Origin of the sequence: Pseudomonas sp. BIGb0558, from assembly GCF_024807515.1 — a bacterium.
Classification (GTDB): Bacteria; Pseudomonadota; Gammaproteobacteria; order Pseudomonadales; family Pseudomonadaceae; genus Aquipseudomonas; species Aquipseudomonas yamanorum_A.
Genome location: NZ_JANUEW010000050.1, coordinates 13,245 through 36,738, shown reverse-complemented (window position 1 = coordinate 36,738; position 23,494 = coordinate 13,245). Strand labels below are relative to the sequence as shown.

19 protein-coding genes are annotated in these 23,494 nt (G+C 63.3%); 12 read left to right on the top strand and 7 right to left on the bottom strand.

Annotated elements, in window-relative coordinates:
* Positions 1-357 precede the first annotated feature (357 nt).
* Together M2400_RS30705 and M2400_RS30700 are read right to left on the bottom strand one after the other, a co-directional pair.
* The gene (locus M2400_RS30705; protein WP_177041586.1) at positions 358-1,152 is read right to left on the bottom strand and encodes a class II aldolase/adducin family protein; all 795 of its coding nucleotides are present in this window, start codon (positions 1,150-1,152) and stop codon (positions 358-360) included.
* A gap of 107 nt (positions 1,153-1,259) precedes the next feature.
* Positions 1,260-2,165 carry a LysR family transcriptional regulator gene (locus tag M2400_RS30700; protein WP_177041584.1) on the bottom strand — a complete coding sequence of 302 codons (906 nt, stop codon included), beginning with the start codon at positions 2,163-2,165 and terminating at the stop codon, positions 1,260-1,262.
* 219 nt (positions 2,166-2,384) lie between these two features.
* Here M2400_RS30700 and M2400_RS30695 point away from each other — a divergent pair, with 219 nt between their 5' ends.
* From M2400_RS30695 to M2400_RS30645, 11 genes are all read left to right on the top strand, one after another.
* Positions 2,385-3,008: a cysteine dioxygenase gene (locus M2400_RS30695; RefSeq protein ID WP_259198166.1), complete on the top strand. Its 624-nt coding sequence runs from the start codon at positions 2,385-2,387 to the stop codon at positions 3,006-3,008.
* On the top strand, positions 3,005-4,585 hold the full coding sequence (locus M2400_RS30690) for a rhodanese-related sulfurtransferase (protein WP_259198169.1): 1,581 nt from the start codon (positions 3,005-3,007) through the stop codon (positions 4,583-4,585). Before M2400_RS30695 ends, M2400_RS30690 begins: the two co-directional genes overlap by 4 nt.
* Positions 4,586-4,687: 102 nt before the next feature.
* Positions 4,688-5,644 (top strand): ABC transporter substrate-binding protein, encoded by a 957-nt coding sequence (locus tag M2400_RS30685; protein ID WP_259198170.1) that lies wholly within the window; start codon positions 4,688-4,690, stop codon positions 5,642-5,644.
* 13 nt (positions 5,645-5,657) lie between these two features.
* A complete protein-coding gene (locus tag M2400_RS30680) occupies positions 5,658-7,001 on the top strand; it encodes an LLM class flavin-dependent oxidoreductase (protein WP_177041577.1) in 1,344 nt (447 codons plus the stop codon).
* Positions 7,002-7,014: 13 nt separating this feature from the next.
* The gene (locus M2400_RS30675; protein WP_177121740.1) at positions 7,015-8,019 is read left to right on the top strand and encodes an ABC transporter substrate-binding protein; all 1,005 of its coding nucleotides are present in this window, start codon (positions 7,015-7,017) and stop codon (positions 8,017-8,019) included.
* A gap of 143 nt (positions 8,020-8,162) precedes the next feature.
* Positions 8,163-9,341, top strand: a complete 1,179-nt coding sequence (locus tag M2400_RS30670) for an acyl-CoA dehydrogenase family protein (RefSeq protein WP_259198172.1) — start codon at positions 8,163-8,165, stop codon at positions 9,339-9,341.
* Positions 9,338-10,297, top strand: a complete 960-nt coding sequence (locus tag M2400_RS30665; RefSeq protein WP_259198174.1) for a D-isomer specific 2-hydroxyacid dehydrogenase family protein — start codon at positions 9,338-9,340, stop codon at positions 10,295-10,297. Before M2400_RS30670 ends, M2400_RS30665 begins: the two co-directional genes overlap by 4 nt.
* 308 nt (positions 10,298-10,605) lie before the next feature.
* Positions 10,606-12,726, top strand: coding sequence for a TonB-dependent receptor (locus tag M2400_RS30660; RefSeq protein WP_259198175.1), 2,121 nt, complete (start codon positions 10,606-10,608; stop codon positions 12,724-12,726).
* 42 nt (positions 12,727-12,768) lie between these two features.
* On the top strand, positions 12,769-14,343 hold the full coding sequence (locus M2400_RS30655) for an FAD-dependent oxidoreductase (protein ID WP_259198176.1): 1,575 nt from the start codon (positions 12,769-12,771) through the stop codon (positions 14,341-14,343).
* Between the two features lie 25 nt (positions 14,344-14,368).
* On the top strand, positions 14,369-14,860 hold the full coding sequence (locus tag M2400_RS30650) for a RidA family protein (protein WP_177041565.1): 492 nt from the start codon (positions 14,369-14,371) through the stop codon (positions 14,858-14,860).
* Positions 14,861-14,896: 36 nt separating this feature from the next.
* Complete coding sequence (locus tag M2400_RS30645; protein ID WP_259198177.1) at positions 14,897-17,566, top strand: TonB-dependent siderophore receptor; 2,670 nt, start codon at positions 14,897-14,899, stop codon at positions 17,564-17,566.
* A 106-nt stretch (positions 17,567-17,672) separates the two neighbouring features.
* On the opposite strand, the gene M2400_RS30640 is transcribed toward M2400_RS30645, so the two are convergent.
* From M2400_RS30640 to M2400_RS30620, 5 genes are all read right to left on the bottom strand, one after another.
* Positions 17,673-18,560, bottom strand: coding sequence for a LysR family transcriptional regulator (locus tag M2400_RS30640; RefSeq protein WP_259198178.1), 888 nt, complete (start codon positions 18,558-18,560; stop codon positions 17,673-17,675).
* 265 nt (positions 18,561-18,825) lie between these two features.
* Positions 18,826-19,443, bottom strand: a complete 618-nt coding sequence (gene ycaC, locus M2400_RS30635) for an isochorismate family cysteine hydrolase YcaC (protein ID WP_405046202.1) — start codon at positions 19,441-19,443, stop codon at positions 18,826-18,828.
* A gap of 23 nt (positions 19,444-19,466) precedes the next feature.
* Positions 19,467-21,305, bottom strand: coding sequence for an amidohydrolase (locus tag M2400_RS30630; RefSeq protein ID WP_177121743.1), 1,839 nt, complete (start codon positions 21,303-21,305; stop codon positions 19,467-19,469).
* Positions 21,302-21,895, bottom strand: coding sequence for an antibiotic biosynthesis monooxygenase (locus M2400_RS30625; protein WP_177121744.1), 594 nt, complete (start codon positions 21,893-21,895; stop codon positions 21,302-21,304). The genes M2400_RS30630 and M2400_RS30625 overlap by 4 nt, the downstream gene beginning before the upstream one ends.
* A gap of 80 nt (positions 21,896-21,975) precedes the next feature.
* Positions 21,976-22,884 (bottom strand): LysR family transcriptional regulator, encoded by a 909-nt coding sequence (locus M2400_RS30620; RefSeq protein WP_177041559.1) that lies wholly within the window; start codon positions 22,882-22,884, stop codon positions 21,976-21,978.
* Positions 22,885-23,089: 205 nt separating this feature from the next.
* Here M2400_RS30620 and M2400_RS30615 point away from each other — a divergent pair, with 205 nt between their 5' ends.
* Positions 23,090-23,488 carry a helix-turn-helix domain-containing protein gene (locus M2400_RS30615; RefSeq protein WP_177041558.1) on the top strand — a complete coding sequence of 133 codons (399 nt, stop codon included), beginning with the start codon at positions 23,090-23,092 and terminating at the stop codon, positions 23,486-23,488.
* The last annotated feature ends 6 nt before the right edge of the window (positions 23,489-23,494 follow it).

Genomic DNA, 23,494 nt, shown 5'->3' with positions numbered 1-23,494 from the left:
GGCCTGAAAGCCGACCTGAGTGGTAAAAGCCAGATCAAAAGCCAAGGCAAGCGCAGAGCTGCTTTTCTGTGGGAGCTGGCTTGCCTGCGATGCAGGCAACTCGGTACATCAGATACACCGAGGTGATGCCATCGCAGGCAAGCCAGCTCCCACATTTTTGACCGTGCCCGCTGTAGATTTTGATCTTGATGCTGCCTTTGCTTCACCACACTCAAGCCGGCCTGTAGGCCACTGTGCTCTGGCTTTTGATCTTAGACGCCCCGTTAAACCACGCTGGCCGAACGCAGGTAGTACGGAGCGGGTAAACAGGCAGGACGCCGGTTTACCCGCGACGGATATGTACTCGGTCCCACACCCTCAGAGCTTGTAATCAGTATCCGTACGCTCCAACTGCCGAATCAACGCATTCCAGTGCCGCGCCACCCCCGGCCCATCCCCGCTCTTGAAGACCTGCGCCTGCTTCTCCACCTTGGCCACCACCTCGGCCGGCGGAAAGATCAGCTCAGCATTCCCCCCCGCCTGCGCCGCGATCTGGATATTGCACGCCCGCTCCAACCCCTGCAGTTGCTGGAACGCATGCTCCACACTCACCCCCGCCGTCAGCAACCCATGGTTACGCAGAATCATCACGCTCTTGTCCCCCAGGTCCGCCACCAGCCGCTCGCGCTCATCCAGGTCAAGCGCCACGCCTTCATACCCGTGGTACGCCACACGCCCGGAAAATCCGATGGAATGCTGAGAGATAGGCAACAACCCGTCCTTCTGCGCCGACACCGCAATACCGTCGCGAGTATGCGTATGCAGCACAGCCTGCAGGTCATGACGAGCCGCATGGATAGCGCTGTGGATCACGTAGCCCGCGTAATTGATCCCCAGCCCGGTAGGGTCATCGACGATCGTACCGTCGATGTCCACCTTGACCAGGTTGGAAGCACTGATCTCATCGAACAACAACCCATAGGCGTTGATCAGAAAATGCTCCTCAGGCCCCGGCACGCGGGCGGAGAAGTGCGTATAGATGTGGTCAGTCCACTTGTACAGAGCGGCCAGCCGATAGGCCGCCGCCAGCTTGACGCGCACCTCCCACTCTTCCGGGGTGACCCGCTGGCGGACGTTGTTCGAGACACTGGAGATCGAGGTGACGCTGCTCATGGCAAAACTTCCTGGATGGCCTTAAGGACTTCCAGGCAAGCCTAGGGGATGCCAAAAAATAATAAAAAGCACATTTTAATCTAAGCTAATTATTATTTTTTTTCATATCACGCCGCATTCCGGATCTTGTGCAACGACGCCGCCACCAACTCGCCAAACGCATCCACCGGCCCTTGCAGGTTGCCAAGGAAGTGCGGGTAGATCAGCCACAGGTCCATCACCGGCTTGAAATCCTTCAGCGGCATGGCCGCCAACTGATCGCGATGGGCACTGCGTTCCAGCAACGGGCGCGGCACCAGGCCAAGGCCCAGGCCGTCCGCCACCAGGCCCAGTTGCAGCTCGGTGCCGAAGGTCTCCAGGTTGACCCGCAACGCCAGGCCCTGGTCCGACAAGGTGCGTTGCAACCCGGCGCGGAAACCGCAGCCATCGGGGTTGAGGATCCAGCCGCTCTGGTACACATCGGCTAGCTTGCACGGTTTTTTCGGCAGTTGGGCCTTGGCACACACCACCACCAATTCCATCTTGCCGATGGACTCGCCGACGATGTTGTCCGGGAAGATCTTGCCCGCCGGAAACAACGCCGCCGCCGCGTCCAGTTCGCCGCGCTCGATCTTGCCCACCAGTTGGCTGCCCCAGCCGGTAGCCACCTGGGCCCGCAGCTCGGGGTATTCGTTGCGCAGGTGCTTGAGGGCATCCAGCAGCACCACGTCGCCGATGGTTTGCGGCACGCCCAGGCGCAGCAAGCCGGTGGGCGGTGCGTCGGTGGCCACCAGTTCGCGCAGGGCGTCCATTTCCCGAAGGATCGAACGGCACTGTTCATACACCCGCGTACCGATCAAAGTAGGCTTGAGCGGCTTGGTGTTGCGGTCGAACAACTCCACCCCCAACGCCTGCTCGAAGTTCTGCACGCGACGGGTGATGGCCGGCTGGGTCAGTTGCAACGACTCGGCGGCATGGCTGATGGACTGGCAACGAATCACTTCGACAAAGGCATCGATATCGTCAATTTTCATTTGGGCCGCACATAGAGAACAGTCATTAAGATGTGTGAAAAGCATAGTTCCAATCCCGATGGCTGGATAGCCCACGGGCGGATCGATAACGTCTAACGCTATTCAAACCGGTTCTAAATTACTTTAAGCTATAACCTAATCATTAAAAAATAGCATATTAACTATAAACATTATGCTTAGATAAACCCATCACCACGAACCACCCACGATGGAATTGTCATGACCCAGGCCCGACACCCGGAGAGACTCAGAGCATTCATTGGCGCCCTGGCGGAATTGATCGACGGCAACCCTCGCGAAGGCGACCTGCTGCACCGTGGCGGCAAGCTGCTGGCGCAACTGGTCAGCCATGACGACTGGCTGCCGGACGAGTTTGCCCAACCCAACCCCGAGCGTTATCAGCAATTCCTGCTGCACGCCGATTCGCGCCAGCGCTTCAGCATCGTCAGCTTTGTGTGGGGGCCGGGGCAGACCACGCCGATCCATGACCATCGGGTGTGGGGGCTGATCGGCATGCTGCGGGGTTCCGAGTATTCCCAGGGCTACGAGCGTAACGCCGAGGGGGCACTGATCCCTGACGGCAAGCGTATCCAGCTGGAACCCGGCCAGGTGGAAGCCGTGTCGCCGAAGATCGGTGACATCCATCAAGTCAGCAATGCCTTCAGCGACCAGGTGTCCGTCAGCATTCATGTCTACGGCGCCAATATCGGTGCCGTGCGCCGCGCCGTGTACCAGCCGGACGGCAGCGAGAAACTGTTCATCTCCGGTTATTCCAACGCCTTTCTCCCGAACATCTGGGATTTGTCCAAAGACGCCTTGTCCAAAGAGAGCCTTGCCCCATGACTGTATCGAACCGCACCTTCGCCCAGATTCGCCAGGCCCTGTTGGACCGTGAAGAAGTCGCCCTCGTGGATGTGCGCGAGGAAGCGCCTTTCGCCGAATCCCACCCCCTGTTCGCCGCGAATATCCCGCTGTCGAAACTGGAACTGGAGGTGTACTCGCGCATCCCGCGCCGGGACACCCACGTCACCGTCTACGACAACGGCGAAGGCCTGGCGCAGGTCGCCGCCCAGCGCTTGCAGGCGCTCGGCTACACCCAGGTCAGCTTGCTGGAAGGTGGCCTGGACGGTTGGCGCAACGCCGGTGGCGAGCTGTTTATCGACGTCAACGTACCGAGCAAATCCTTTGGCGAACTGGTGGAAAGCCAGCGCCACACACCGTCTCTTGCGGCGGAAGAAGTCCAGGCCTTGCTCGACAGCAACGCCGACGTGGTGGTGCTCGACGCCCGCCGCTTCGATGAATACCAGACCATGAGCATTCCCACCGGCATCAGCGTGCCCGGGGCCGAACTGGTGCTGCGCGCCCGTGAACTGGCGCCGGACCCGGCCACCCGCATCATCGTCAATTGCGCCGGGCGTACCCGCAGCATCATCGGCACCCAGTCGCTGATCAATGCGGGCATCGCCAACCCGGTGTCGGCCCTGCGCAACGGCACCATCGGCTGGACCCTCGCCGGGCAAAAGCTGCAACACGGGCAGGCTCGCCGCTTTGCGCCGACGTCCGAAGCACATCGCCAGATTGCCGCCAAGGACGCCCGCCACGTCGCCGACAAGGCCCGCGCAGGCCGCGCCACCCTCGCCGACCTGCACCGCTGGCAGCAGGAAGCCGCCCGCACCACTTACCTGTTCGACGTTCGCACCCCGGAAGAATTCGAAGCCGGCCACCTGCCCGGCGCGCGCTCCACACCCGGCGGCCAGTTGGTACAGGAAACCGATCACGTCGCCAGCGTCCGTGGCGCCCGGCTGGTACTGGCGGATGACGACGGCGTGCGGGCCAACATGTCGGCGTCCTGGCTCGCGCAGTTGGGCTGGGAAGTGTATGTGCTGGATAACCTGCAGCCTGAACACTTCAGTGCAACGGGCAACTGGGTTGCCCCGGTCCCGGCGCCGCAACAGGCCGAGCTGATCAGCCCGCATACCCTCGCCGAATGGCAGGCTCATGGCGACACCGCAGTACTGGATTTCACCGCCAGCGCCAACTACGTCAAGCGCCACATTCCCGGTGCATGGTGGGCATTGCGCGCGCAACTACCAGAGGCCTTGCGCAAGGTGCCCGCCGCCGAGCGCTACGTGCTGACCTGCGGCAGCAGCCAACTGGCGCGCCTGGCCGTCGCCGAAGTCGAAGCGCTGACCGGCAAGCCCGTGTTCCTGCTGCAGGACGGCACCGCCAGCTGGATCGCCGCGCAACTGCCCCTGGAAGAAGGCGAAACCCGCCTCGCCTCGCCGCGCATCGACCGCTACCGCCGCCCGTACGAAGGCACCGACAACCCGAGGGAAGCCATGCAGGCCTACCTGGATTGGGAATTTGGCCTGGTGGACCAGTTGGCCCGCGACGGTACCCACGGTTTCTACGTGATCTGAACACTGCCCGGGGCGAGCCCGCTCGCCCCGTTTCCCACGACCGGCCGACCCCTTCTCCAGGCGGAGGCGACTGAACCCAAGACTTAGCCTGGAGCCCGCCTGATGCGCTTGACCCTTGCCCTTATATTGGCCGCCCTCACCCTGGGCGCGGCCTGCCAGGCCGCCGACCTGCAACCCCTGCGGGTGGCCAACCAGAAATCCACCATCAAGGCCCTGCTGGAAGTCGCCGGCGAAACCAAAAGTGTGCCCTACGAAATCCAGTGGTCCGAGTTCCCCGCCGCCGCGCCGTTGGGCGAAGCCCTCAACGCCGGCGCCGTGGACATCGGTGCCCTGGGCGATGCGCCCTATGTATTCGCCCTCGGTGCCGGTGCGCCGCTGAAGGTGGTGAGCATCATCCACGCCGAAGGCCGCAACACCACTGCGATCATCGTGCCCAAGGATTCGCCGATCAACAGCGTCGCCGACCTCAAAGGCAAGCGCATCGTCACCACCCGCGGCTCCATCGGGCATTTCCTGGCGATCAAGGCGCTGCGCAGCGCCGGCCTTTCCACCCGCGACGTGCAGTTCATCTTCCTGCTGCCCAGCGAGTCACGGCTGGTACTGGATAACGGCACCGCCGATGCCTGGTCGACGTGGGACCCCTACACCACGGTGGTCACCTCCCAAAGCCAGGCCAGGGTGCTCGCCAGCGGCAACAACCTGCTGAGCAATCATCTGTACCTCGCCGCCACCAGCCAGGCGATCGCCGACAAGCGCGTGCAACTGGATGACTTCGTCGCCCGGGTCGACCGCGCCTACCGCTGGAGCAACGACCACCCGCAGGAGTTCGCCGCAGCCATGGCGAAAATCACCGGCCTGCCGCTGGAGGTGCATGTGGCCGTGGCCAACGCCACCCATATGCAGCCGGTGGCGATTGACGACTCGGTGATCAGCGGCCTGCAAACCACCGCCGACATCTACCAGGAAGAAGGCCTGCTGACCCGACACATCGACGTCTCCCCAGGCTTCGACAAGAGCTTCAACGCCAAGCGCGCCCCCCTTACCCAAGCTTCCCGCTAACAGGAGATCGATCATGAGCAAACGCCAACTGAAACTCGGTGCCATGGTGCACGGCGTCGGTCACGGCTGGGGCGAATGGCGCCATCCGCAGGCGCAACCCAATGCCAGCGTCAACTTCGGGTTCTACAAGCATCAGACGCAACTGGCCGAAGGCGCGAAATTCGATTTCGTGTTCATCGCCGACAGCCTGCATATCCATGAGAAATCCAGCCCGCACTACCTCAACCGTTTTGAGCCCCTGACCATCCTTTCCGCCCTCGCGGCCTTGACCTCGAACATCGGCCTGGTGGCGACCGTCACTGTTAGCTACACCGAGCCGTTCCAGGTGGCGCGCCAGTTCGCCTCCCTGGACCACATCAGCGGCGGCCGCGCCGGCTGGAACGTGGTCACCTCGTGGCTCAGCGGCACCGCCGACAACTTCGGCAAGGCCGAGCACCCGCCCCATGCCGTGCGCTACCGCATCGCCAAGGAGCACGTGAATGTGGTCAAGGGCCTGTGGGATTCCTGGGAAGACGATGCCTTCGCCTACAACAAGCAGAGCGGCGAGTTCTTCACCCCCGGCAAGCTGCACGCGCTGGAGCACAAGGGCGAGTTTTTCTCGGTCAAGGGCCCGCTGAATATCGCCCGCTCGCGCCAGGGCCAACCGGTGATTTTCCAGGCGGGCACCTCCGAAGACGGGCGCAATTTTGCCGCCGAAAACAGTGACGCGATTTTCGTGCACGCCGAGACCTTCGACGAAGCCAAAGCCTACGCCCAGGACTTGAAACAACGCGCCCGCCGTTTTGGTCGTGATGCCGATCAGTTGTCGATCCTGCCGGGCATCCGCCCGATTGTTGGCCGCGATGAGGCCGAGGTGGAACGTCGCTATCAACAAGCGGTGGAACTGGTGACCGTCGAAGATGCGATCGTCGCCCTGGGCCGCCCGTTCAATGACCACGATTTCAGTAAGTACCCGTTGGACGAGCCCTTCCCGGAACTGGGCGACCTGGGCTCCAACAGCCAGAAAGGCGGCTCCGACCGCATCAAGCAACTGGCCCGCGACGAGGGCCTGACCCTGCGGGAAGTGGCCCTGCGTTTCTCCCGGCCCAAGCGCGATTTTGTCGGCACGCCTGAGCAGGTCGCCGACGCGATCCAGACCTGGTTCGAAGCCGGCGCGGCCGACGGGTTCATCATCAATTCACTGCTGCCGGACGGCCTCCAGTACTTCACCGAGCTGGTGGTGCCGGTGCTGCAACAGCGCGGCCTGTTCCGCAGCGAATACAGCGGCGTCACCCTGCGGGACAACCTTGGCCTGGAGGTGCCGTCCAACCGCTACAGCGCGGCCCTTGAATCGCAGCCAACACAGATTGCCATCTGACCAGGACCCGACCATGACGAACACGATCAAACAGGGACAGTTCAATCGTCGCGGCTTCCTGGGCGCCAGTTCGATTGCCCTTGGTGCGCTGGGGCTTGCCTCGCTGGTACCACGGGCTTTCGCAGGCGCTGCGAAGCTCTCGGACCTGACCCTTGCCGTCGCCACCTACCGTGGCCAGGACTCGTACTTCACCGACGATGCCGGCACTTCCAACACCCCCTACAAGGTCGACTACGCCGAGTTTGCCGGCGGCAACCTGATCGTCGAAGCGCTGGCCTCGGGCAGCCTCGACATTGGCGGCATGAGTGAGATCCCACCGATCTTTTCGATCCAGAGCCACCGCGAACCGAAGCTGATCGCGGTGCTGCAAGGCGACGTGAACAACCAGGTGATCCTGATTCCCAAGGATTCGAAAATTGAATCCATCGCCCAGCTCAAAGGCAAGCGCGTGGGCTATGTGCGCTCCACCACGTCCCACTACTTTTTGATCAAGGCCTTGAAGGAACAAGGGCTGACGTTCAACGACATCACCCCCGTGGCGCTCACGCCGCAGGATGGTTTCAGCGCGTTCCAGAGCGGCCAGCTGGACGCGTGGGTAATCTACGGGGTGTTTATCCAGCTGGCGAAATTCCGCAGCGGCGCCCGGGTATTGAAAACCGCCCTCGGCTACCTCTCCGGCAACTACCTGATCGGCGCCCGCCCCGCGGCCCTGGAAGACCCGCTGCGCAAGCAGGCGATCCAGGATTACCTGCAGCGCCAGGCGCGCACCCTGGAATGGATGAACAACAACCCCGAGCCCTGGGCCGAGAAATCGGCGAAGTTGCTGGGGGTGGACAAAGCGGTGTTCCTCGACGTGTACAACAACCGCAGCCAGCCCTACAGCGTGATCGAGGTGAACGACCAGGCCATCGCTTCGCAGCAGGAAGTGGCGGATCTGTTCTTCAACGCCGGGGTGTTGAGCGAGCGGCTGGATGTCAGCCCGTTGTGGGATCGGCAGTTCAAGCTGCTGCCCATTTAGAAGACGAACACGATCCAGTGTGGGAGCTGGCTTGCCTGCGATAGCGGTGTATCAGATTGCATTTTCAGCGGCTGACACTCCGCTATCGCAGGCAAGCCAGCTCCCACATTGATCGGTGTACACCCATCCAGAGTGAACCGACCATGAGCCTTTCTTTTCAACCCTCACTGCGCTCCGTGGAAGTGGCCAATTTCGAAGCCTTGCTGGAAACCCTCAGCGCCCAGCTCGCCGCCACCGCACACCTTTACGACGAAAGCGGCGCCTTCCCCCACGACAACTTCAAGCTGCTGCACCAGCACGGCCTCGTCGCCCTGACCGTGCCCAAGGCGTTGGGCGGTGGCGGCGCCAACCTGGCCCAGGCGCGCAAGGCCATCAGCGCCATCGCCAAGGGCGAGCCCTCCACCGCGTTGATCCTGGTGATGCAGTACCTGCAACACACCCGCCTGCAAGACAGCAAAACCTGGCCGCCGGCCCTGCGCACCCAAGTCGCCGAGGACGCCGTGCGCAATGGCGCGCTGATCAATGCGCTGCGGGTCGAGCCGGATCTTGGCACCCCGGCCCGTGGCGGCCTGCCTGCGACCGTCGCACGGCGTACCTCCGCCGGTTGGCGCATCAGCGGGCGCAAGATCTACTCCACCGGCAGCCATGGCCTGACCTGGTTCAGCGTATGGGCCCGCAGCAGCGATGAAGACCCGCTGGTAGGCGCCTGGCTGGTGCCCAAGGACAGCCCCGGCATCAGCATCATCGACACCTGGGACCACCTGGGCATGCGCGCTACCTGCAGCCACGAAGTGGTGTTCGATAACGTGCTGGTGCCGTTGGACCATGCGGTCAGCGTCAGCCCGTGGAGCGCGCCACAGGCAGAGCTGGACGGCGACGGGTTCCTGTGGATGTCAGTGCTGCTCTCATCGGTGTACGACGCCGTGGCCCAGGCCGCGCGCGACTGGCTGGTGGACTGGCTGGAACAACGCAAACCCTCCAACCTCGGCGCCGCGCTGTCGACCTTGCCGCGCTTTCAGGAGACCGTCGGGCATATCGACACCCTGCTGTTTGCCAACCGCAGCCTGCTGGACGCTGCTGCCGATGGCCACACGCCGGCGGCCAATGCGGCGCAAATCAAATACCTGGTGACGGGCAACGCGATCCGCGCCGTGGAGCTGGCCATCGAGGCCTCAGGCAATCCCGGCTTGTCCCGCCATAGCCCGCTGCAACGGCATTACCGCGACGTGCTGTGCAGCCGCGTGCACACCCCGCAGAACGACGCGGTGCTGCAAGGCGTCGGCAAAGCCGTCTTCGCTCAACGACACAAGGAACGCACATGAGCCAGGTGATTATCGCCAGCCAGCTGGATGAAGATTTCAACGCAGTGATCCGCCAGCGCCTGGCCCTCACGCACCCCGGTGCCGAGGTGATCGGAGTGCCCGCTGGCGTACCCAGCGACTTGCCGCCCCAGGCCAATATCCTGCTGGCGCGGCCGATCAACGTGCGTGGCTACACCGCGCCGGACACACCGCCACCGGGCTGGCCGTATGGCGTGCAGTGGATTCAAGTGGTGTCGTCGGGCATCGATTTCTACCCCAAATGGCTGTTCAACGGACCGCCGGTGAGCACCTCACGAGGCAGCGCCGCTGAGAACCTCGCCGAGTTCGCCCTGGCGGCGATCTTCGCGGCGGCCAAGCATTTGCCGGATATCTGGGTGCAGGATTCGCAATGGCAGTTCACCCCGTTGCGGCCGCTCAAGGGCACTACGTTGGGGATTCTCGGGTTTGGTGCGATTGGTCGCAGCCTGGCGCAGAAGGCTCATGGGTTGGGGATCAAGGTGGTGGCGTTGCGACAAAGCCAGGCAACCTTTGACGTAGATGGCGTGGAAGCGGCGCGGGATATCCACGACTTGTTTGCGCGCGCTGATCACCTGGTACTGGCCGCGCCTTTGACCGAAGCAACGCGGCATATTGTGGACCGTGACGTGCTGGCGAGTGCCAGGCCGGGGCTGCACCTGATCAACATTGCCCGGGGTGGTTTGGTGGATCATGAGGCGCTGCTGGAGGCCCTGGACAGCGGGCACATCGGGCTGGCTTCGCTGGATGTGACCGAGCCCGAGCCATTGCCGGACGGGCATGCGCTGTACGGGCATCCGAGGGTCAGGGTGTCGCCGCATACGTCGGCGATTTCGACCAATAGCCGGCATGATATTGCGGACAGTTTTCTGGGCAACCTGGAAAGATATCTGGGTAATCTGCCGCTGGAAAACCTGGCCGATACCCAACGCGGTTACTAAGCCCAGCGCGATTAAAAATGTGGGAGCTGGCTTGCCTGCGATAGCAATGGATCAGTCGATATCAATGTGACTGAACCACCGCCATCGCAGGCAAGCCAGCTCCCACATTTGTTTTTTGTCAGCCGAAAAATATCATCAGCCTTACGCATCACAACCAAACCATTACATACCTATATTTTATAATTAACTTATAACTAATCGGACTTTTACGCCCGGCATTTATACAAATACTGTTACATCCATTACCGACCCCTGACCAGGTGGAGGCCCGACTTTGCCTAAACCGTCAACCACCTCAGGGGTCCATCATGAGTCCTACCGTCGTACCCAATCGCCTGACACTGGCCGTCTCCCTCGCCCTGTTCGGCCTCACCGCCCACGCTGATGACACCGCCCTGCCGGTGGTCAACGTCACCGCCGAGCACCGCAGCGAAGACCTGCAAAAAACTCCGCTGGCGATTTCCGCGTTCGACGAAAAGGCCCTCGAAGACAAGCAGATCAACAGCGTGCGCGACCTCGCCGGCCAGGTACCGAACCTGACACTCAGCCGCCAGTCGATCTCCTACAGCGCCCAGACCTATGGCATCCGCGGCATCGGTGAAACCGACCCGATCCAGGAAGCCGCCGTCGCCGTCTACGCCGATGACCTGTACATCCCCCGCGCCATTTCCTCGATGCTCGACTTCAACGATGTGGAGCGCGTCGAAGTGCTGCGCGGCCCTCAGGGCACGCTGTACGGACGCAACAGCAGCGCCGGCGCGATCCGTGTGATCACCCGCGACCCGACCCAGGAAACCCGTGGATTCGTGGAGCTGGGCGCCGGCAGCTACGACGCGCAGAACGCCCGCCTGCTGATCAGCGGCCCGTTGGTGGACAACGCGCTGTTCGGCAGCTTCTCGGCGATTCGCCTGAGCCGCGATGGCACCGTGTCCGACCCTACACGGGGCAAGGACGTGAACAACGTCGACATCCAGTCCTATCGCGGCAAGCTGCGCTACAAGCCGGTGGATTCGCCCTGGGATGTGCAACTGACCCTGGCCGGCACCTTCGACCGGGGCGACACCACTAGCTACACGCCCTTCGACGCCAACGGGCATTTCGACAAGTTCAAGAGCTACAGCAGCCTCGACCCGAAGAACCGCCTGGACCAGGGCAGCTCGGTGCTGCGGGCGATCTATGCGATCGACGATCATCTGAGTTTCAAGTCCGTCACCGCCTACTCGGCGTTCCACCAACCGGTGGACTATGACAACTCAGGGCAAGCCGCGCTGATCCAGAACAACCTGATCCTGTACAAGCAGAACTACGCGACCCAGGAGTTCCAGCTCAACGGCGACTACGACGATTTCAGCTTCAGCACCGGCGTGTACCTGTACCGCGAGAAGTTCGACGCCGACCGCGACAACCTCACCTATTCCGTCGCCCGCAACCGGGTGATCGGCCAGGGCCAATACAGCACCACCAACACCGAAAGCTATGCGCTGTATGGCCAGGGCACCTACAAGCTCACGCAACAACTGTCGCTGATCGCCGGCCTGCGCTTTACCCGCGAGCACAAGAATTTCGACTTCACCAACTATGCGATCAACACCGACCGACAGATCACCGGCACCAACTTCACCGCCGAATCGAGCAAATCCTGGCAATCCACCAGCCCGAAAATCGGCTTCGAATACGCCTGGACCCCACACCTGAACCAGTACGCCTACGTCGCCAAGGGCTTCAAGGCAGGCGGCTACGACAACCGCGCACCGACCCAGGCCGCCGCCGAACAGGCGTTCTCCCCGGAAGACGTGACCACCTGGGAAACCGGGGTCAAGGGCGACTTCTTCGACCAGCGCCTGCGGGCCAACGTCGCGGTGTTCTACAACGACTACAAAGACCTGCAAACCAACGCCTATGACCCGGCGCTGGGGGTGAGCCTGCGCACCAACGTTGGCCGTGCCCACACCTACGGCGTGGAGCTGGAAACCCTCACCGCCCTGAGCCGCGACCTGCAACTGACCGCCAACGTCGGCTACCTGCAAAGCAAGTACGACGACTTCCAGAACGCCAGCGGTGCCGGGGTGGATGCCAACGGCAAGCAGCTGGTGTTCTCGCCGCGCTGGAACGCAAGCGTTGGCCTGAACTACACCATCCCGGCCGGGCTGCCCGGCACTCTGCTTGCGGGCACCGATGCGCAGTTCCAGACCAAGTCCTACGCCAATGCGCTGAACGACGACATCCAGGAAATCCCGCAGCAAACCTTCTGGAACGCCAACACCCGCTACATCAGCGGCGACGGGCACTGGACTACCACCCTGGCGGTGAAAAACCTGCTGGACCGCGCCTACCCGCAGTCGGTGGGCTACGTGCCCTCCAGCGGCGCCCGCTACTACTCGGTCAACGACCCGCGAACCCTGTTGCTGACCGTGCGCTACGACCTCTGACGCTACCACCTCCAAAAGCACCGCTATCTCAAGGAGCGAATCATGGCTTTTACCCGCAGGGAACTGATTTCCCGCATTGCCGCCGTGGGCGGTTATTCCGCCGCTGTCAGCGCATTGGGCGCGCTGGGGCTGACGCCTCAGGCAGTGGCATCGAGCTTCACCCCGCTGCAATTGGGCAGCACCGGCAAAGGCAAGAGCGTGGTGGTGGTCGGCGCCGGAATCTCCGGGCTGGTCAGCGCCTATGAGCTGCGCAAGGCCGGGTTCAACGTGACGATCCTGGAAGCCCGCGACCGGGTCGGCGGGCGCAACTGGACGCTGCGCCGAGGCACCAAAGTCGACTTCGACGACGGCGTCAGCCAGACCGTCGACTTTGACGACGGGCAGTTTTTCAATGCCGGCCCGGCGCGGATTCCCAGCCACCACCAAACGATCCTCGGCTACTGCCGCGAACTGGGTGTGGAGTTGCAGGTGCTGGTCAACAGCAGCCGCAATGCCCTGGCCCGACCGGATACCCAGCAGCCGGCGTTCCAACTGCGCCAGGCGGTCAACGACACCCGCGGCCAGCTCTCTGAACTGCTGGCCCGCACCGTCAGCCGCAAGGCGCTGGACCAGGACCTGAGCGTGGACGACCGCAAGGCCCTGCTGAGTTTCCTCAAGGCGTATGGCGACCTCAACGGCGACCTGCAATACAAGGGCTCGGTGCGTTCCGGCTACACCCGCGTGCCCGGCGCCGGCGACCAGACCGGCGTGACCCGCGCGCCGCTGGAGCTGCAAACCCTGCTCAATCCCAAGCTGTGGGGCGCGCTGGTGTTCGATGAAATACCTGAGTTTTCCTCCACCATGTTCCAGCCGGTGGGCGGCATGGACCGCATTCCGTATGCCTTCTACGAACACCTGAAAGATGCGGTGCGTTTCAACGCTGAGGTCAGCGATATCCAGACGTCGGAGCAAGGCAGCCGCATCAGCTACCGCGACCGTCTCAGCGGCAAGACCCAGACCCTGAGCGCCGACTACGCCATCGTCACCGTGCCGTTGCCGCTGCTGGCCAAGCTTGCGAGCAACTTCACGGCACCGTTCAAGCAGGCGATCCAGACCGCGCAAAGCGACCAGGCCAACAAGGTGGCGTGGCAGGCACCGCGCTTCTGGGAAACCGACTTCAACATCTACGGCGGCCTGTCGTACCTCGACCATGAAGTCAAAGGCTTGTGGTACCCCAGCGACCGTCTCAACAGCGCCCAGGGGATTCTGGTGGCGGCCTACAACACCAGCGAATCGGCCCAGGCCTTCAGCCAGAAATCCCTGGCCGAACAGTTCGCCTCTTCACGCCAGGCGGTGGAGCTGCTGCACCCCGGCCACAGCGCCAAGTTGCAAAAACCGGTGGCGATCAACTGGTCGAAAGTCAGCTACAGCAAGGGCCCGTGGATCGTCAACGACGAGGTCGGCGAAAGCGCCTATCGCGTGCTCAACGAACCTCAGGGCCGCACGTACCTGGCCAGCGACGCCCTCGCCCACGGCGGTGTGGGCATCTGGCAGAACAGCGCCGCCGATTCGGCACGGCGCATCGTCGCGCTGATCGGCCGCCATGCCGAACGCCAGCAACCGGGCGTTGCCGCCTGAAATTTCTCACTCAAGGAATGAACTCATGAAGACTCTTCTTGCAGGACTGCTGATGACCGCCACCACCCTCGCCGCCCACGCCGATGAGATCAAGCGCGTGCCGCTGCCCAACTCGAACTTCCCGATCTCGCTGGCAGTGTCGGTGCCACCGCAGACCGAGCTGCTGTTTGTCAGTGGGTTGCTGGCTGATGTGCATGACGCCAAGGCGCCGAAAGACTCGTTTGCCGCGTATGGCGACACGGCGATCCAGACCACTTCGATCCTGAACAAGCTCAAGGGTGTGCTGCAAAGCCAGGGGCTGGACCTGGGGGATGTGGTGCAGTTGCGGGTGTTCCTGGTGGGTGATCCTGCCAAGGGCGGCAAGCTGGATTTTGCCGGTTTGCAGGAAGGCTACACGCCGTTCTTCGGCAGTGCCGAGCAACCGAAAAAGCCGGCGCGCACGGCGGTGCAGGTCGTCGCGTTGCCACTGCCCGGTGGGCTGGTAGAAATCGAAGCGGTTGCCGCGCGCAAACGCTGACAGGGACATCACCCGAGACCAAGGAGCTTCACTCTCATGCGAAAAATCAACTGGCTGACCACGCCTTTGTGGCGAGGGAGCTTGCTCCCGCTGGGGCGCGTAGCGGCCCCAAAACCTGACACCGCCGTTCTCCTGGAAAACCGTGGCGCTGGCGTTGGGGCTGCTGCGCAGCCCAGCGGGAGCAAGCTCCCTCGCCACAGCAAGCTCTCTCACCACAGCAAGCTTCCTGACCGCAAAAAGTTACACCGGCACAATCAACTGAAACTCCTGCCGCTCTCGCTGGCCTGCGGCCTGGCGTCCTTCGGCGTCGAATCCGCCGAAGACCGCTCTTCCACCCTCGACACCGTGGTGGTCACCGGCAACCGTGGCGCCGAGCAACGCACGGTTACCACCAGCCCCACGCCGATTGATGTGATCAGCGGCGAACAACTGCGGGCTGTGGGCAAGCCGAGCCTGCTGGAAGCCCTGGGCAAACTCATCCCCTCGTTCAACCTGCCCGACCGCGCCGGTTGGGACGCCAGCGGCGTGGTGCGCTCGGCCACGTTGCGCGGCCTCACCGCTTCCCACGTACTGGTGCTGGTCAACGGCAAGCGCCGCCACACCAGCGCCACCCTGAACATCAACGGCATCAACAGCGGCGCCGCTCCCAGCGACCTGGACCTGATCCCGGTAGCCGCCATCGACCATGTGGAAGTGCTGCGTGACGGTGCGGCGGCGCAGTACGGTTCGGATGCGATTTCGGGGGTGATCAATATCATCCTCAAGCAGACCACCGGCGGCAGCTCCGACACCACCCTGGGCCAGAACTACGACGGCAAGCGCGGCACCGGCCAGGAGGCGCTGAACTATGGCTTTGCGGTGGGCGAAGCCGGGGTGCTCAACGTGTCCCTCGACACCCGCTACCAGGAGCGCGACAACAAGGCCGGCAGCAACGGTTACAGCAGCCATTACTACCCGCTGGCCGATGGTTCACCCGACCCGCGCGAAGCCACCTCCAGCCACCACACCTACAAAGGCTATGGTTCGCCCCGCAGCCAACTGGCCGACGTCGCCTACAACCTCGACCTGCCGCTGAACGACGACCTGACGCTGTACTCCTTCTCCACCCTCGCGACCCGGGAGAACAACGACGGCCAGAACTTCCGCCTGCCCAACGGCCGCAACACCATTACCACCGGCCCCAATGGTTACCCCAACGGCTACAGCCCGTACTGGCTGGTCAACGAGACCGACTTTCAATCGGCCTTCGGCGCGAAGGGCAACGACCTCGACGGCGGCTGGGCCTGGGACCTGAGCAGTACCTACGGGCGCAACTACGCCAAGCAACGCACCTACGACAACCAGAACCCGTCCCTGGGTGAAAGCACACCGAACAAGTTCACCTCCGGGATCTACATCGCTGACCAGCTCACCACCAACCTGGACCTGAAAAACGCCTACGAGATCGGCCTGGCCAAGCCGCTGGATGTAGCGTTCGGCCTGGAGCACCGGCGCGAAAGCTACGAGACCCGCGCCGGCTCCGAGGCATCGTATATCGATGGCGGCTACGTGTTCCCCGCGGGCCATCCACGGGCCGGGCAGCGACCCGACCCGGGCGCCCAGGTCACCAACGGCATCCGCCCGGAAGACGCACAGAAGATCAGCCGCAACAGCGTCGCCAGCTATGTCGACCTGGGCTTCTACCCCACCGAGCAGTGGTACGTCGGCGTGGCCGGGCGCTACGAGCATTACAACGAAGGCGTCGGCGGTACCCGCAGCGGCAAGCTCAGCACGCGGTATGCGTTCAACCCGGTATTCGCCCTGCGCGGCACCGTGAGCAACGGCTTTCGTGCGCCGTCCCTGGCCAACGAAATCTTCACCGCGCGCTCCACCGGGTTCGACACCATCAACGGGGTGTACCAGTCATATAACTACGTGATCCTGCCGGTGGATTCCGCCGGTGCCCAGGCCCTGGGCGCCAAGGCGCTGAAGCCGGAGCGCTCGACCAACTTCAGCCTCGGTTTCGCCCTGACCCCAAGCGACGACCTGAGCCTGACGGTGGACGGCTACGTGATCAACCTGCGGGACCGCCTGGTGCTCAGCGAACGCTTCCAGGGCCCGGGCATTGCGGCGTTGCTGGACGGCATCGGCGTACCGGCCACGGCGGGCGCGCAGTACTTCACCAACGGCGCCAACACCCGCACCTCCGGCGTGGACGTGGTGGGCAACTACCGGCAAAACCTCGACCGCTATGGCTCGGTGAAATGGACTGCGGCGCTGAACTACAACCACACGCAAATCCTCAGCGTCAACGACACCCCGGCGCAGCTCGCCGCCCTGGGCGACTTCCAGTTGATGGGCCGCCAGTCGCGCGCGCTGATCACCAAGACCTCACCCAGCAGCAAGATGATCTTCTCTGCCGACTGGGCGATCCACGACTTCGACGTCAACCTGCGCTTGACCCGCTACGGCACCTACACCGAGGTCAACAGCTCCAGCGACCCGAGCCTGGACCGCACCTATTCGGCCAAGTGGATCACCGACCTCGACGTGGCGTACGCGATCACCAAGCAACTGACGGTGGCCGTGGGCGCGCAGAACCTGTTCGACAAATACCCGGATCACATCGGCGTGAAGAACTCCTCGTTCGGCGACAACTGGGGCAGTTATTCGCCGTTCGGGTTTACCGGCGGGTATTACTACAGCCGGGTGCAGTATGCGTTCTGAGTGCACCTCCCTGTAGGAGCGAGCTTGCTCGCGAAAAACGCAAGGGCAATGGGTGCTTCCAGGATGCCCGCGCCATCGTTAACGTCCTTCGCGAGCAAGCTCGCTCCTACAAACCGCCGGCCAGGCGTTCACGCAAGAACTCGATCAACGCCTGCACCGGGCGCGAGCTCTGGCGGTGCTGGGGGTACACGGCGGAAAGGGTCAGGGACTCGGGCGCGAAGTCTTCCAGCAGCGTCACCAGACGGCCATCCTGCAGGGCTTGGGCGACGATAAAGTTCGGCAAATAGGTGATGCCCAATCCTGCCACCGCAGCATCCCGCAGCAACTCGCCATTGTTGACGCGCATGCGCCCACTGACGTTGCGGGTGTGGGGTTTGCCGTCGACCTTGAAGTGCCATTGCACCTGGCGGCCATGGCCGTAGGGCAGGCATTCGTGCTCGGCCAGGTCGTCGGGGGTCCGGGGCGTACCGTGGCGGGCCAGGTAGTCCGGGCTGGCGCAGTACACGCGTTGCACGCTGGCGATGCGCCGGGCGATCAGGGTCGAGTCTTCGAGGATACCGATGCGCAGCACCAGGTCGTAGCCTTCGCTGATCAGGTCTACCGGGCGGTCGCTCAGGTCCACTTCCACCGTGACGTGGGGGTGGCGTTGCAGGAACAGCGGCAGCAGGCAGCCCAGGTGCGCCATGGCGAACGACAGCGGCGCGCTCAGGCGAATGGTGCCACGGGGGTCGGTGTTCTGGCCGGCGATGCCCTGCTCCACTTGCTCGACTTCACTGAGCAGGCGCAGGGCGGATTCGTAGTAGCTCTGGCCCAGGGGCGTGACGTCCAGGCGGCGCGTGGAGCGGTTGAGCAGGCGCACGCCCAGGCGTTCTTCCAGCTGGATCAGGCGGCGGCTGACAAATTGCTTGGACAGCCCAAGGTGTTCGGCGGCGGCGGTGAAACTGCCGGACTCCATGACCTGGCAAAACAGGCGCATGTCTTCGAAGGGGTTCATTGTCGCTTCTCGGTGGACGCTGAAGCTCTTTATAACCGGGTTGTCGCATCACCACCAATCAAATGTCGATACCCCTGTGGCGAGGGAGCTTGCTGTGGCGAGGGAGCTTGCTCCCGCTGGGCTGCGTAGCGGCCCCAAAAATCCTGGGAGCGCTTCGCACTCCAGCGGGAGCAAGCTCCCTCGCCACAGCAAGCTCCCTCGCCACAGCAAGCTCCCTCGCCACGGCAAGCTCCCTCGCCACAAGGAGGTTGCTTCGGCCCTGAGGTTACTTGGCCGCCAGCGCCGAGTAGCTGTTCATCAGGTTGCGGTAGTTGGGAATGCGCGGCGACAGCAAGTTGGCCAGGCCTTCCATGTCGTTGCGCCAATCCCCTTGCAGCTCGCAGGCCACCGAGAACCAGTTCACCAGTTGTGCACCAGCAGCCGTCATGCGGGCCCACGCGGCCTGTTGCACGGTTTCGTTGAAGGTGCCCGATGCATCGGTAACCACGAACACTTCAAAGCCTTCGGCCAGGGCCGACAGCGTCGGGAACGTCACGCACACGTCAGTCACCACACCGGCGATGATCAGTTGCTTGCGCCCGGTGGCTTTCACCGCCTGGACAAAATCGGCGTTGTCCCACGCGTTGATCTGGCCAGGACGCGGGATGTACGGGGCGTCCGGGAACAGTTCTTTCAGCTCCGGCACCATCGGGCCATTGGGGCCGTTTTCGAAGCTGGTGGTGAGGATGGTCGGCAGCTTGAAGAACTTGGCCAGGTCCGCCAGGGCCAGCACGTTGTTCTTGAATTCGTTGGGCGAGAAATCCTGCACCAGCGAAATCAGGCCGGTCTGGTGGTCCACCAGCAGTACCACGGCGTCATCTTTGTTCAGGCGTTTGTAAGACATGGGAATACTCCTTTGGGGTTGATTCAGAAGGCAAAACACGAGCAGCCAAACGCGCCCCAGAAACCCTGGAAGTCGCTGACCGGCACGCTCGACAGACGCGCCCGTTCATGGCTATGGGAATGTACGCCACACGGGCCGCTGCACTGGTGCACCTGGGCCTGCAGCGTTGAGGTCGGGCGCCAGTGGCCTGGCACCTTGACCACCGGCGACCAGTCCGGCAGTACCGGCACGCTGGGTGGCGCGAAGTCTTCAAAGTCGCCGGCGCCGTACACCACCTTGCCGCCGACCACGGTCAGTACCGATTCGATCCACTTGATGGCTTCTTCATCGACGCTGAAGAAGTCCGCCGACAGTGCCGCCACGTCCGCCAGTTGGCCGACCTTGATCTGGCCTTTCTTGCCCTGTTCGGACGAGAACCAGGCGCTGCCGTGGGTGAACAGTTCCAGGGCGGTCAGCCGGGGCAAGCCTTCGGCGTGCAGTTCCAGCCCGCCCACGGTGCGGCCGCTGACCATCCAGTACAGCGAGGTCCAGGGGTTGTAGCTCGACACCCGGGTGGCGTCGGTGCCGGCGCCCACCGGCACGCCTTCGGCGAGCATGCGCTTGATCGGCGGCGTGGCCTCGGCGGCCTTGGCGCCGTAGCGCTCCACAAAGTATTCGCCCTGGAATGCCATGCGGTCCTGGATCGCGATGCCGCCGCCCAGTGCCCGCACCCGCTCGATGTTCTGCGGGGTGATGGTTTCGGCGTGGTCGAAGAACCATGGCAAACCGTTGAACGGGATGTCGCGATTGACCTTCTCGAAGACGTCGAGCATCCGTGAGATCGATTCGTTGTAAGTAGCGTGCAGGCGGAACGGCCAGCGCTGCTCTACCAGGTGGCGCACCACCGGTTCCAGTTCCTGCTCCATGGTCAGGGGCAGGTCCGGACGTGGCTCAAGGAAGTCTTCGAAGTCGGCCGCCGAGAACACCAGCATTTCGCCGGCGCCGTTGTGGCGCAGGTAGTCGTCGCCCTGGTGCAGGGTCACGCTGCCGGTCCAGTTCTTGAAGTCGCTGAGTTCTTCCTTGGGCTTCTGGGTGAACAGGTTGTAGGCGATGCGCACGGTCAGTTGCTCATCCTTGGCCAACTGTTCGATCACCGCGTAGTCGTCGGGGTAATTCTGGAAACCGCCGCCGGCGTCGATGGCACTGGTGAGGCCCAGGCGGTTGAGTTCGCGCATGAACTGGCGGGTGGAGTTCACCTGGTATTCCAGGGGCAGTTTCGGGCCCTTGGCCAGGGTCGCGTAGAGAATCATCGCGTTGGGCCGCGCCACCAGCATGCCGGTGGGGTTGCCGTTGCTGTCGCGCACGATCTCGCCGCCGGGCGGGTTCGGTGTGTCCTTGGTGTAGCCGGCCACCCGCAGGGCTGCGCGGTTGAGCAAGGCGCGGTCATACAGGTGCAGCACGAACACCGGCGTGTCGGGGGCGGCCTGGTTGAGTTCGTCGAGGGTGGGCATGCGTTTTTCGGCGAACTGGAATTCGTTCCAGCCGCCCACCACCCGCACCCACTGCGGCGTGGGCGTGCGGTCGGCCTGGTCCTTGAGCATGCGCAGGGCATCGGCCAGGGACGGCACGCCTTCCCAGCGCAGTTCGAGGTTGTAGTTCAGGCCGCCACGGATCAGGTGCAGGTGCGAGTCGTTGAGGCCGGGGATCACGGTGCGGCCCTTGAGGTCGATGACCTGGGTGCCGCTGCCGCGCAAGGCCAGGGCTTCGCCGTCGGTGCCTACCGCGACGAAGCGCCCCTGGTGGATGGCGACTGCCGTGGCGCTAGGGTTTTCACGGTCCACGGTGTGGAACTGGCCATTGAACAGAATCAGATCGGCGTTCATAGGGTTTCCTTTACAGAGGCTTCAAGCCAGGGCGCGAACAGGCGTGTGGCAGCCGGCATCAGCAGGTAAACCACCAGTACAACGATGGTCAGGGTGACCAGGAAGGTGGCGACGATGTAGTTGGACAGGAACGGATGCAGCCTCAGGACCGGGCCCCAGATGATCGGCACCAGCAAGGTCAGCGGCAGGATCACCAGCAGCGTGACCACCGCCTGCTTCCAGCGCGGCGGTTTGGCGGCGTTATCGGCCAGGGGCGAAAACCAGAACTCGTTGACCGCGCCGATCTCGGTCTGGTCGCCGTCGGCCAGCATTGGCGTGGCTTCGTTGATCAGCGCCTGGCGTTGGGGTGAGTCCAGCCAGCGCTCCAGGTCGTCGGTGGAGCGGTAGCGCAGCACACAAGTGAACAGCGCGAGGCCGCCCTGCTTGCTGCGTACCACGTCGACGCCCAGGTGGCCCGGGCGTTCACCGGCGATGCGCACGATGCGCCGCAGCCAGGCTTCGTAGTCGGCTTCAAGGCCGGGTTTGATGCGGTGCTTGACCACCAGGGTGACCACCTCGTCCGGGCCGCCTTGCCGCGCTGCTGAGTCCATCGTGCTCCTCCCGTAAATACCTAAGCGATGACCGCAGTGTGGGGTCAGGTGCCACGGAAAAATTGGATGTACGTGCTCTGTTACAACGCCCGGGACATGTGTTCGCCAATTCGCGAGCGCAACCAGCGTTCCGCCGGGTCATTGTCGTGCACCCCGCTCCACACCATCGACAGCTCTGCCGCATCGATGGCAAACGGTGGGTCCTCGGCCCGCAACCCGCAGCCTTCGATCAGCGCGCACGCGGCATAATCGGGCACCGTCGCGATCATCTCGCTGCCGGCCAGCAGCGCCCGCAACCCACTGAATTGCGGCACCGCCAACACCACCCGTCGCGCCCGGCCGATGCGCGCGAGGTCCAGGTCGATGTTGCCGCTCAAGTCACCGGAAAACGAAACCATGGCATGGGGCCGTGAACAGTAGTCATCCAGGGTCAACGGCTCGGGCCGGTCGTCCCCCCGCAGGACCTTGCACGGAATATCCCGCAGCTTCTTGCGCTTGGCATTGGCCGGCAGCTCGGTGGTGTAGCTGACCCCCACGGAAATCTCGCCACTGGCCAACAACGCCGACATCAACAAGTAGTTTGCCCGCCGCACCACCACGATGATCCCCGGTGCCTCTTCGCGCAGCTGGCTGAGCAACGGCGGAAACAAGCCGAACTCGGCGTCATCCGACAGCCCGATGCGAAACACGGCACAGCTGGTGGACGGGTCGAAGTCCTTTGCACGGCTGACCGCGCCGGAGATGGTGTCCATGGCCGGTTGCAACTCCTTGAGGATCGCCACTGCCCGTGGCGTCGGCTCCATGCCGCGCCCATTGCGCAGCAGCAGCGGGTCATCGAACAGGTCGCGCAACCGGCCCAGGGCCGCACTCACTGCCGGCTGGCCCATGAACAGCTTTTCGGCCACCCGGGTCAGGTTCTTTTCGAACATCAGGGCCTCGAAAATCACCAGCAGGTTCATGTCGACACGGCGCAAGTCGTTGCGATTCATAGGGTTTCCCGGGAGGTGAGGACCTCGTCAGCTAACCACGTTCAAGGCGTGTGCAATTGCATGCCTGTGCTGTCTTTTTTCCGCAGTCACCTGGCGAAATTAACAACGATTAACTCGCCAGCCAGACAGCCCGGCGCCAAGAATACGGCCGTCTACACTGGACTTTCACTCACCGGGAACGCTCCCATCGACCGCGGAATCTGTCATGGCCCGACTTGAGCAAATCGCACCTGACCGGCACGCGCACTCCCCCGCCACCGGCGGCCTGTGTACCCGCCGGGAACGCATGGTCAAACAGCTGATCCTGGCGAATCTTGGGGAAAGCCTGGAGGTCACCGAGCTGGCCCGCGCCTGCGCCCTGTCCCGCAGCCACTTCTCTCGCGCCTTTAAATGCACCACGGGCCTCTCTCCCCAGGAATGGATTCGGCAACAACGTATCCAGCGGGCCAAGGAATTGATCATCAGCTCTGGGTTGAGCCTGACCCAAATCAGCCAGGAGTGCGGTTTTTGCGACCAGGCGCACTTCTGCCACATTTTCAGCCGCAGCGAAGGCGTGAACCCGATGACCTGGCGAAACCACCAACTGCGCGTGGTCGCCGCCTAGTGGTGA